Source organism: Rhodobaculum claviforme, from assembly GCF_016653255.1.
Taxonomy (GTDB): domain Bacteria; phylum Pseudomonadota; class Alphaproteobacteria; order Rhodobacterales; family Rhodobacteraceae; genus Rhodobaculum; species Rhodobaculum claviforme.
This window is the reverse complement of the sequence record NZ_NHSD01000139.1, coordinates 1-9,345: the sequence shown is the minus strand read 5'-3', so window position 1 is coordinate 9,345 and position 9,345 is coordinate 1. Positions and strand designations below refer to the sequence as shown.

11 protein-coding genes and 1 pseudogene are annotated in these 9,345 nt (G+C 68.1%); 10 read left to right on the top strand and 2 right to left on the bottom strand.

Annotated features, from left to right (window positions below; translation table 11 throughout):
* Positions 1–117: 117 nt before the first annotated feature.
* The 10 genes and pseudogenes from CCR87_RS04425 to CCR87_RS04390 all read left to right on the top strand — a co-directional run bounded on the left by CCR87_RS04425 (position 118) and on the right by CCR87_RS04390 (position 8,217).
* On the top strand, positions 118–678 hold the full coding sequence (locus tag CCR87_RS04425) for a F0F1 ATP synthase subunit delta (RefSeq protein WP_201156363.1): 561 nt from the start codon (positions 118–120) through the stop codon (positions 676–678).
* The gene (gene atpA / locus CCR87_RS04420) at positions 679–2,217 is read left to right on the top strand and encodes a F0F1 ATP synthase subunit alpha (protein WP_201156362.1); all 1,539 of its coding nucleotides are present in this window, start codon (positions 679–681) and stop codon (positions 2,215–2,217) included.
* 20 nt (positions 2,218–2,237) lie between these two features.
* Positions 2,238–3,107, top strand: coding sequence for a F0F1 ATP synthase subunit gamma (locus CCR87_RS04415; RefSeq protein ID WP_201156361.1), 870 nt, complete (start codon positions 2,238–2,240; stop codon positions 3,105–3,107).
* An 18-nt stretch (positions 3,108–3,125) separates the two neighbouring features.
* Entirely contained in the window at positions 3,126–4,553 is a 1,428-nt protein-coding gene (gene atpD / locus CCR87_RS04410; protein WP_201156360.1) for a F0F1 ATP synthase subunit beta, read from the top strand.
* Positions 4,554–4,562: 9 nt separating this feature from the next.
* Complete coding sequence (locus tag CCR87_RS04405; protein ID WP_201156359.1) at positions 4,563–4,961, top strand: F0F1 ATP synthase subunit epsilon; 399 nt, start codon at positions 4,563–4,565, stop codon at positions 4,959–4,961.
* 160 nt (positions 4,962–5,121) lie between these two features.
* Positions 5,122–5,319 (top strand): hypothetical protein, encoded by a 198-nt coding sequence (locus CCR87_RS17110; protein WP_242511851.1) that lies wholly within the window; start codon positions 5,122–5,124, stop codon positions 5,317–5,319.
* A gap of 9 nt (positions 5,320–5,328) precedes the next feature.
* Positions 5,329–5,859 (top strand): annotated as a pseudogene (locus CCR87_RS17595) (haloacid dehalogenase-like hydrolase); the annotation flags it as partial.
* Positions 5,860–5,926: 67 nt separating this feature from the next.
* Positions 5,927–6,541: a UbiA family prenyltransferase gene (locus CCR87_RS17105; RefSeq protein ID WP_274609745.1), complete on the top strand. Its 615-nt coding sequence runs from the start codon at positions 5,927–5,929 to the stop codon at positions 6,539–6,541.
* A gap of 27 nt (positions 6,542–6,568) precedes the next feature.
* Positions 6,569–7,849 carry an ArnT family glycosyltransferase gene (locus tag CCR87_RS04395; RefSeq protein WP_201156358.1) on the top strand — a complete coding sequence of 427 codons (1,281 nt, stop codon included), beginning with the start codon at positions 6,569–6,571 and terminating at the stop codon, positions 7,847–7,849.
* A gap of 11 nt (positions 7,850–7,860) precedes the next feature.
* A complete protein-coding gene (locus CCR87_RS04390) occupies positions 7,861–8,217 on the top strand; it encodes a hypothetical protein (protein ID WP_201156357.1) in 357 nt (118 codons plus the stop codon).
* An 8-nt stretch (positions 8,218–8,225) separates the two neighbouring features.
* Here the strand turns inward: CCR87_RS04390 and CCR87_RS04385 are convergent, their stop codons facing one another.
* Both CCR87_RS04385 and CCR87_RS04380 read right to left on the bottom strand, forming a co-directional pair.
* Positions 8,226–8,996, bottom strand: a complete 771-nt coding sequence (locus CCR87_RS04385) for a TIGR02186 family protein (protein WP_201156356.1) — start codon at positions 8,994–8,996, stop codon at positions 8,226–8,228.
* Positions 8,993–9,345, bottom strand: a 353-nt coding sequence (locus tag CCR87_RS04380; protein ID WP_201156355.1) for a sulfite exporter TauE/SafE family protein, incomplete at its 5' end; no start/stop codon positions are given. The genes CCR87_RS04380 and CCR87_RS04385, both read right to left, overlap by 4 nt.

The window sequence follows — 9,345 nt, the reverse complement described above, 5'->3', positions numbered from 1 at the left end:
GCCTCTGCTACACGGACGCCGATTTCGGCAGCCCCGGGGTGGGCCGCGCAGCACCTGCGTGCCTGCGCCGTGCCTCTGTGGTGGGGGCCGGGGCGATCTGACAGCGGAAGGGTGGACGTGTCCGAGCCAGCTTCGATCTCCGCCGGCATTGCCGCGCGCTACGCAACGGCCGTTTTCGAACTGGCCCGTGACGACAAGGCCCTCGATGGGCTGGAAAGGGACGTGGCCGCATTGTCGGCGGCGCTCGCCGACAGCGCGGATCTGCGTATGGCGATATCCTCTCCGATCATCGGCCGGGCCGACCAGGAACGCGCGGTGACCGCGCTGGCCAGGGCGATGAAGCTTTCGGCCAATACCTCCAACGTGCTTGCGCTGATGGCGCAGCGTCGGCGGCTGTTCGTGCTGCCGCAGATGCTGCGCGCCCTGCGCGACCGCATCGCCGCCGAGAAGGGTGAAATCACTGCCGACGTGCGCAGTGCTGCCGCCCTGAGCAAGGACCAGGCCAAGACACTCGCCGACCTGCTGACGGCACGCACGGGCAAGACCGTGCGGCTGGATGTGACGGTCGACCCCGCCCTGATCGGTGGGCTCGTCGTGAAGGTGGGCTCCCGGATGATTGACACCTCGATCCGCTCGCGGCTCGCGGCTCTCCAGAATGCAATGAAAGAGGTCGGATAAATGGGTATCCAGGCAGCGGAAATCTCCGCCATCCTCAAGGAGCAGATCAAGAACTTCGGCCAGGAGGCCGAGGTGGCCGAGGTCGGCCTTGTTCTGTCAGTCGGTGACGGGATCGCCCGCGTGCATGGGCTCGACAACATCCAGGCCGGCGAGATGGTCGAGTTCCCGGGTGGCGTGCGCGGTATGGCGCTGAACCTGGAGGTCGACAACGTCGGCGTCGTGATCTTTGGCGACGACCGCGGCATCAAGGAGGGCGACACCGTCCGCCGCACCAGGTCCATCGTGGACGTGCCGGTGGGCGACGGCCTGCTGGGCCGCGTCGTGGACGGTCTGGGCAACCCGATCGACGGCAAGGGCGAGATCAAGGCCACCGAGCGCCGCGTCGCCGACGTCAAGGCGCCCGGCATCATCCCGCGCAAGTCGGTGCACGAGCCGATGCCCACGGGCCTGAAGTCCATCGACGCCATGATCCCGATCGGCCGCGGCCAGCGCGAGCTGATCATCGGCGACCGCCAGACCGGCAAGTCGGCGGTGGCGCTCGACACGATCCTGAACCAGAAAAGCTACAACGACGCCGCCGGCGACGACGAGAGCAAGAAGCTCTACTGCTTCTACGTCGCCATCGGGCAGAAGCGTTCGACCGTGGCGCAGCTGGTCAAGAAGCTGGAGGAAACCGGGGCCATCGCCTACACCACGGTGATCGCCGCGACCGCGTCGGACCCCGCGCCGATGCAGTTCCTGGCGCCCTATGCCGCGACGGCCATGGCGGAATACTACCGCGACAACGGCCGCCACGCGCTGATCATCTATGATGATCTCTCCAAGCAGGCCGTGGCCTATCGCCAGATGTCGCTGCTGCTGCGCCGCCCGCCGGGCCGCGAGGCGTACCCGGGCGACGTGTTCTACCTCCACTCCCGCCTGCTGGAGCGTGCGGCGAAGATGAACGAGGATCACGGCGCGGGCTCGCTGACGGCGCTGCCGATCATCGAGACGCAGGCCGGCGACATCGGCGCCTTCATCCCCACCAACGTGATCTCGATCACCGACGGCCAGATCTTCCTCGAGACGGAGCTGTTCTACCAGGGCGTCCGTCCGGCCGTGAACACCGGCCTGTCGGTCAGCCGGGTGGGTGGCGCCGCGCAGACCTCGGCGATGAAGTCGGTCGCGGGCCCGGTCAAGCTGGAGCTGGCGCAGTACCGCGAGATGGCGGCCTTCGCGCAGTTCGGCTCGGATCTGGACGCGGCGACGCAGCGGCTCCTGAACCGTGGCGCGCGCCTGATCGAGCTGATGAAGCAGGGCCAGTACTCGCCCATGACCAACGCCGAGATCGTCTGCGTGATCTTTGCCGGCACGCAGGGGTATCTCGACAAGGTGGCGGTCAAGGACGTCACCCGCTTCGAGGCCGGGCTGCTTGCGCATCTTCGCAACACCCACCGCGACCTGCTCGATGACATCACGAACAATGACCGCAAGGTCGCCAAGGATCTGGAGGAGAAGATCCGCGCCGCCCTGGACGCCTACGCCAAAGACTTCGCCTGAGGCGAAGCGGGGAGAGCGGAATGCCAAGCCTCAAGGATCTCAAGGTTCGGATCGCGAGCGTCAAGTCGACGCGCAAGATCACGAAGGCCATGCAGATGGTCGCGGCGGCCAAGCTCCGCCGCGCCCAGGACGCCGCCGAAGACGCGCGTCCCTATGCCGTGCGGATGGAAAAGGTGATCAACGGGCTGGCGGTGTCGGTGCGCGGATCCGACACGGCGCCGCGGCTTCTGGCGGGCACCGGCAGCGACAAGGTGCAGCTGCTGGTCGTGATGACCTCGGAGCGGGGCCTGTGCGGTGGCTTCAACTCCACCATCGTGCGGCTGGTGCGCGCCCGTATCCAGGCGCTGCTGCGCGAAGGCCATACGGTGAAGATCATCACCGTGGGCAAGAAGGGCCGCGAGCAGCTCAAGCGGGACTACAGCGATCACTTCGTGGGTCACGTGGACATCTCGGATGTGAAGCGGATGAACTACGGCGTGGCGCGCGACATCGCGCGCGACGTGCTCCGGCGCTTTGATGCGGGCGAGTTCGACGTCGCCACGATCTTCTACAACCGCTTCCAGTCGGTGATCGCCCAGATTCCAACCGCCCAGCAGGTCGTTCCGGCCGCGGTGGGCGAGGGCGAGGAGGCCTCCGCGCTCTATGAATACGAGCCTTCGCAGGAGGAGATCCTGACAGATCTGCTGCCGCGCGGTGTCGCCACGCAGATATTTGCCGCCCTGCTGGAAAACGCAGCCTCGGAACAGGGCGCCCGGATGACCGCGATGGACAACGCCACCCGCAACGCCGGCGACATGATCGACCGGCTGACCGTCCAGTACAACCGGTCTCGCCAGGCGGCGATCACCAAGGAACTCATCGAGATCATTTCGGGCGCCGAGGCGCTCTGACGGAACCGGAGAGACGACATGGCCGACGCAAAAGCTACCGGCAAGGTGACCCAGGTCATCGGCGCCGTCGTGGACGTGCAGTTCGAGGGGGACCTCCCCGCGATTCTGAACGCGCTGGAAACGGACAACAACGGCAAGCGCCTGGTGCTCGAGGTTGCGCAGCACCTCGGGGAAAACACCGTGCGCACCATCGCGATGGACGCGACCGAGGGCCTCGTGCGCGGGCAGGCGGTCAGCGACTCGGGCGAGCCGATCAGCGTGCCCGTGGGCGACGCCACCCTGGGCCGCATCCTGAACGTGGTGGGCGAGCCCATCGATGAGAAGGGCGAGATCAAGACCAAGGAGCGGCGCGCCATCCACCAGCCCGCCCCCGACTTTGCCGCGCAGTCGACGGAGTCCGAGATCCTGGTCACCGGCATCAAGGTCATCGACCTGCTGGCGCCCTATTCCAAGGGCGGCAAGATCGGCCTGTTCGGCGGCGCCGGGGTGGGCAAGACCGTGCTCATCCAGGAGTTGATCAACAACATCGCCAAGGTGCACTCGGGCTATTCCGTGTTCGCCGGTGTGGGCGAGCGGACGCGTGAGGGCAACGACCTCTATCACGAGTTCATCGACTCGGGCGTCATCAACATCGACAAGCTGGAAGAGTCCAAGGTGGCGCTGGTCTATGGCCAGATGAACGAGCCGCCGGGGGCGCGGGCCCGCGTCGCGCTGACCGGCCTGACCATCGCCGAGCAGTTCCGCGACCAGTCCGGCACCGACGTTCTGTTCTTTGTCGACAACATCTTCCGCTTCACCCAGGCGGGCTCCGAGGTGTCGGCGCTTCTGGGCCGGATCCCCTCGGCGGTGGGCTACCAGCCGACGCTGGCCACCGACATGGGCCAGCTGCAGGAGCGGATCACCTCGACCAAGAAGGGCTCGATCACCTCGGTGCAGGCGATCTATGTGCCGGCCGACGACCTGACCGACCCTGCGCCGGCCGCATCGTTTGCGCACCTCGATGCGACGACCGTGCTCAACCGCGCGATTTCGGAGCTTGGGATCTATCCGGCGGTGGACCCGCTCGATTCGACCTCGCGCATCCTCGATCCGCAGATCGTGGGCCAGGAGCACTATGACGTGGCGCGCGACGTGCAGGGGATCCTGCAGCGCTACAAGTCGTTGCAGGACATCATCGCGATCCTCGGGATGGACGAGCTGTCCGAGGAGGACAAGCTGACCGTGGCGCGCGCCCGCAAGATCCAGCGCTTCCTGTCGCAGCCCTTCGACGTGGCGCAGGTGTTCACCGGCTTCCCCGGCGTGCAGGTGCCGCTGGAGAAGACCATCGCCAGCTTCAAGGCGGTGGTGGCCGGCGAGTACGACCACCTCCCCGAGGCGGCCTTCTACATGGTCGGCGACATCGAGGAGGCGATTGCGAAGGCGCAGAAACTCGCCCAAGCGGCGTAAGGGGGCGGGATGGCCGACACCTTTGATTTCGAGCTGGTCTCGCCCGAGCGGCGGCTGGCCTCCATGTCGGCCCGGGCGGTCCAGATCCCCGGCGCGGACGGGGATCTGACGGCCATGCCCGACCATGCGCCGACGATCACCACGCTGCGGCCCGGGGTGCTGCGGGTCGAAGGGCCCGATGGCGCCAAGGCCTATGTCGTCACCGGCGGCTTTGCCGAAATCACGCCCGGCGCCGCCTCTGTGCTGGCCGAGCGCGCAATGCCGCTGGAGGAGGCCACCGCCGAAGTCGTCGACGCGCTGATCGCCGAGGCCCGGCAGGCCGCGGCCGACGCCCCCGAGGACACCCGCGCCGAGGCCGACAAGCTGGTGGCCGACATGGAAGCCCTGCGCGGCGTGGCCAACGCCTGAGGCCGGTGTCATCCGTGCATGAAATCAAGGCAGCCGGCCCGAATGCAGGGCCGGCTGTCGTCGTTTCCGGGGGGCGCGGTTGCAGTGCCGGTTCCCTTGCAACACAACGCTCGGACGGTGGGCCCGGAGCCCGTGGCCGGAGCGAGGGCGGGACGGGATGATGCAGCAGCCGAAGACGCTTGTCGTCGATCTCGACGGGACGCTGGTGCGGACCGACACCCTGCACGAGGCCTTCTGGGCCGCTCTTGGCAAGGACTGGCGCGCGCCCTTCGGTGCCCTCGCCGCATTGGCGCAGGGGCGGGCGGCCCTCAAGCGCCACCTTGCGGCCGAGGTCCCGGCCGCCGAGGCGCTGCCCTAAAACTTTGACGTGCTTGACTATGTGGCGCGCTGGCGTGCGTCGGGTGGCCGCACCGCGCTGGTGACGGCGGCGGATGCGGGCGTGGCCGAGGCCGTGGCGCGTCACCTGGGCGTCTTCGACGAGGTGCACGGCTCGGACGGGGGGCGCAACCTCAAGGGGGTCCACAAGGCGGCGTTCCTGCGTGCGCGCTTTTCGGATGGCTATGCCTATATCGGCGATGCCGAGGCGGATCTGCCGGTGTGGGAGGGGGCGCGGACGGCCATCACGGTGGATGCGTCCCCGCGCCTGCGTCGCAAGGCCGAGGCGGTGGCAGGATCGGTCGAGCATCTGGGCGCCAGGCGTCGTTCGGTCGCGCCGTGCCTGCGTGCCATGCGCCCGCACCAGTGGTTGAAGAACCTGCTAGTCTTTCTTCCGTTGCTGGCGTCGCAGCGCTTCGATCCTGCGACGGTCTTCAATGCGCTGCTGGCGTTCGTGGCGTTCAGCCTGATCGCTTCGGCGGTGTATGTGCTCAATGACCTTCTGGACCTTGCCGCCGACCGGGCCCATCCGCGCAAGCGGATGCGGCCGCTCGCGTCGGGCAGCCTGCCGATCACGCAGGGGGGGGCCCATGGGACTTGCCCTTGCGGTGGCGGGGATTGGCGTCGCCGTCACGCTGGGTTGGGCATTTCTGGGCGTGATGCTGGGGTATCTCGTGCTGACGACCGCCTACTCGCTGTACCTCAAGCGGCGGGCAATCATCGATGTCTGCGTTCTGGCGGGGCTTTACACGACGCGCATCGTCGCGGGTGGGGTGGCCACGGAGATCGTTCTGTCGGTCTGGCTGCTGGCCTTCTCGATCTTCTTCTTCTTTGCCCTGGCTGCGGTGAAGCGGCAGGCCGAGCTGGTGGACAGTGCCCGGCGGGGCAAGCTGACCGCCAGCGGGCGCGGCTACCACGTCGAGGACCTGCCGGTGATCTCCATGATGGCCACCGCCTCGGGGTATCTGTCGGTGCTGGTGCTGGCGCTTTATGTCGACGCGCCGCCCGTTCAGGAGCTTTACGGCGCCCCCGGGGCGCTGTGGGGGATCTGTTGCATCCTGCTGTACTGGATCAGCCGGACCATCCTGATCGCCCACCGCGGGCAGATGCATGATGACCCTGTCGTGTTCGCCGCCCGCGACCGGATCAGTCTCGTGTGCTTTGCCCTCATCGTCGTTTTCGGTGTGATCGCCGTGGTCATGTGATCCAGCGGCCCCAGAAGGAATTGTGCCATGCAGGTCATAACAGCCACTGCCGGGGCGGTGCCCGGCGCAGCACCACCGCGCCACGGGCTCTGGGCGGTCATCCTGGTGGGCATGGCCCTGCGCCTGGCCTGGGCGCTGGTGTTCCCGGTCGAGCCGGTGTCCGACGGCTTCGCCTATCATACCTTTGCCCGGAACCTGGTCGAGCAAGGCGTATACGGCTGGGAGCCCGATCAGCCCGGTGCCTACTGGCCGGTGGGCACATCGGCCATCGTTGCGCTGACCTATCTGGTGCTGGGGGAGAGCTTTGCCGGGGTCGTGGCGACGAACCTGCTGGCCGGGCTGGTCACCCTTGTGCTCGTGCACCGACTGGGCACGGTCTATTTCGGGGCGCAGGCGGGGTTCTGGGCCACGGTCGTGGTCGCCTTCTGGCCCAACCTGATCATGTTCACGTCGATCCTGTCCAGCGAGCTCTATTTCATGGCGCTGTCGCTGGTGGGACTGTATTTCTGGCAGCGCGCCGAGGTCGGCAGCGGCAGGCGGGGGCGCTGGGGCAATCTGGTGCTCTGTGGTCTGGTGTTCGGGGCTGCATGCTATGTCCGGCCCATCGCGCTGCTGATGCCGGCGGCGCTGGCCATCGTGCCGCTTGTGCAGGGGGTTCGCCCGTTTCTGCGGGCGGTGCTGCATGCCGCGCTTGTCACGCTGATGGTGCTGGTGGTGCTGTCGCCGTGGACCTATCGCAACTATCTTGTCTTTGGCGAACCGGCGCTGGTGTCGACGAACTTCGGCGCGAACCTCTGGATGGGCAACAACCCCGACAGCACGGGCGGGTACATGCCGCTGCCCGACTGGGTCGCGGGAATGTCCGAGACCGAGCGCGCGCGGGCCCTGGGCGACATCGCCAAGGCGCACATCCGCGAGGACCCGCTGCGTTTTGCCGCGACGGTTGCCGTGCGGGTCGTCCGCCTGCACGAGCGCGAGACGATCGGCGTCGCCTGGAACGAGCGGGCGATGACCGAAACCCTGGGCCAGATCGGGGTGGTCGGGGCCAAGCTGCTGGCGACGGGCTACTGGTACCTGGTCGTGGCCGGGGGCCTGCTGGGGATCTGGCAACTGGGCCGCGCGCGGTTCTGGAGCGCGTTCTTCAACCCCGCCTTTGCGATCTGGTCCTATGTCACGCTGTTGCATGCCATCGTGGTGATCCAGGATCGCTACCACATGCCCAGCTCACCCTTCATCGCCATGTTGGCCGGCGTCGCGATCGCGGCCTGGCTGCGCCGCCGGGCCGCCGCAGCACCGGCCCCCGCCTGAGGACTGACGCCGTGTCGCACTGGACGCTGATCTCCATCGCCGCGCTGGCCAATGTGGCGCTCAATCTGTTCCTGAAGAAGGGCGGTCAGGGGCTGGACGTGTCCGGCCTGCGGTCCCTGATCGTCAGCCTGCTGCTGTCGCCCTGGATGTGGTGCGCGGTGCTCAGCGCGGTGGTGTTGCTCACGGCGTTCGTGGCCGCGGTGCGGGAGTATTCGTTGAGCCTGACGTACACCGCGGTCACGGCGATGGCGATGGTGGCGCTGACGGTCATCGGCGCGCTGTTGCAGCATGAGCAGGTGTCGCTGATGCGGGTGGCGGGGCTGTCGCTGATCGTGGCAGGGCTGGTGGTCACCGCCCGCGCGGCCTGAGGGCGCCGTCAGCGTTGCAGCAGCCGGAACGCCGCCGACGCGCCCCACCCCGCCAGCACCGCCAGCGCCACCGCCAGCAGCCCATAGCCCAGCGGCCGGTCCCGTGCGAGGCTTGAGAGCCACAGCTCCAGCCCCGCCTGGCGGACCTCGATCGCGCTTTCGTGGATGTCGACGACGCGGCCGCCGCGGGTCAGCAGCACGCGCGCCCGGTAGGTTCCGGTCGCGAGGTTCGCGGGCAGCGCGATGGTGGTGCGGAACAGCGTGTCGGCCGTGACCTCCACCGTGGCGGGGATGGTGTCGAACAGCCCGTCCTCGGTGCGCAGGCGGATCAGCGCCTCGACAAAGTTGGGGGCGTCCTCGGCCATCGTCATGGTGCCGAAGCTGCGGATCGCGCGCGGCACCGAGACGGAGTGGCGCAGGTCCTCGGTCGCGCTGAGCGCGACGTCGAGCGCCGCGCTGGAGGCCACCGCATAGAAGCTGGGCGCGCGGGCGATGCGCACCTCCTCCACGTTCATCCAGACGCCGGCGCGGCGGGACTTGCGCCAGACCGAAAGGCGCTGCGGCGGCCCCTCGACGGTCACGATGATCTCCATCGGGGGGGCGTCGGGGGGGGGCGGTGCGTCGCGCCGGATCGCGCCGAACACCAGGATCTCGGAGCCGCCGAAGGTCGACGTCAGCGCGACCGAGGTCTGGCTGAGGCCGGCCAGCACCTCCTCGGCGCGGGCGGGCAGGGCGGCCAGCGCCAGCCACGCAAGCGTGATCCACAGCCCGCCCCTCATCGGCCCGTCACCACGATGGAATACAGCTCGTCCGGGGGCAGCACGAGGTCGAGGGCGATGCGCCCGGCCACCGCCAGCACCATCAGCGCCAGCAGGATGCGCAGCTGTTCGGCGTTGAACCGCAGCCCCAGCCGGCTGCCGACCTGCGCGCCCACCACCCCGCCCAGGATCAGCACCAGTGCCAGCATGATGTCCACCGCCTGCGTGGTGATCGCGTGCATCAGGGTGGTGAACGCCGCCACGAAGATCACCTGATAAAGCGAGGTTCCCACCACCACCTTGGTCGGCATCCCGAGGATGTAGATCATCGCGGGCACCATCAGGAACCCGCCGCCCACCCCCATCACCG

What these genes read in the sequence shown, in the direction of transcription:
- atpA (WP_201156362.1), top strand. Translation starts at nt 679, where the DNA reads ATGGGTATCCAGGCAGCGGAAATCTCCGCCATCCTCAAGGAGCAGATC.
- CCR87_RS04415 (WP_201156361.1), top strand. Translation starts at nt 2,238, where the DNA reads ATGCCAAGCCTCAAGGATCTCAAGGTTCGGATCGCGAGCGTCAAGTCG.
- atpD (WP_201156360.1), top strand. Translation starts at nt 3,126, where the DNA reads ATGGCCGACGCAAAAGCTACCGGCAAGGTGACCCAGGTCATCGGCGCC.
- CCR87_RS04405 (WP_201156359.1), top strand. Translation starts at nt 4,563, where the DNA reads ATGGCCGACACCTTTGATTTCGAGCTGGTCTCGCCCGAGCGGCGGCTG.
- CCR87_RS17110 (WP_242511851.1), top strand. Translation starts at nt 5,122, where the DNA reads ATGCAGCAGCCGAAGACGCTTGTCGTCGATCTCGACGGGACGCTGGTG.
- CCR87_RS17105 (WP_274609745.1), top strand. Translation starts at nt 5,927, where the DNA reads ATGGGACTTGCCCTTGCGGTGGCGGGGATTGGCGTCGCCGTCACGCTG.
- CCR87_RS04395 (WP_201156358.1), top strand. Translation starts at nt 6,569, where the DNA reads ATGCAGGTCATAACAGCCACTGCCGGGGCGGTGCCCGGCGCAGCACCA.
- CCR87_RS04385 (WP_201156356.1), bottom strand. Translation starts at nt 8,996, where the DNA reads ATGAGGGGCGGGCTGTGGATCACGCTTGCGTGGCTGGCGCTGGCCGCC.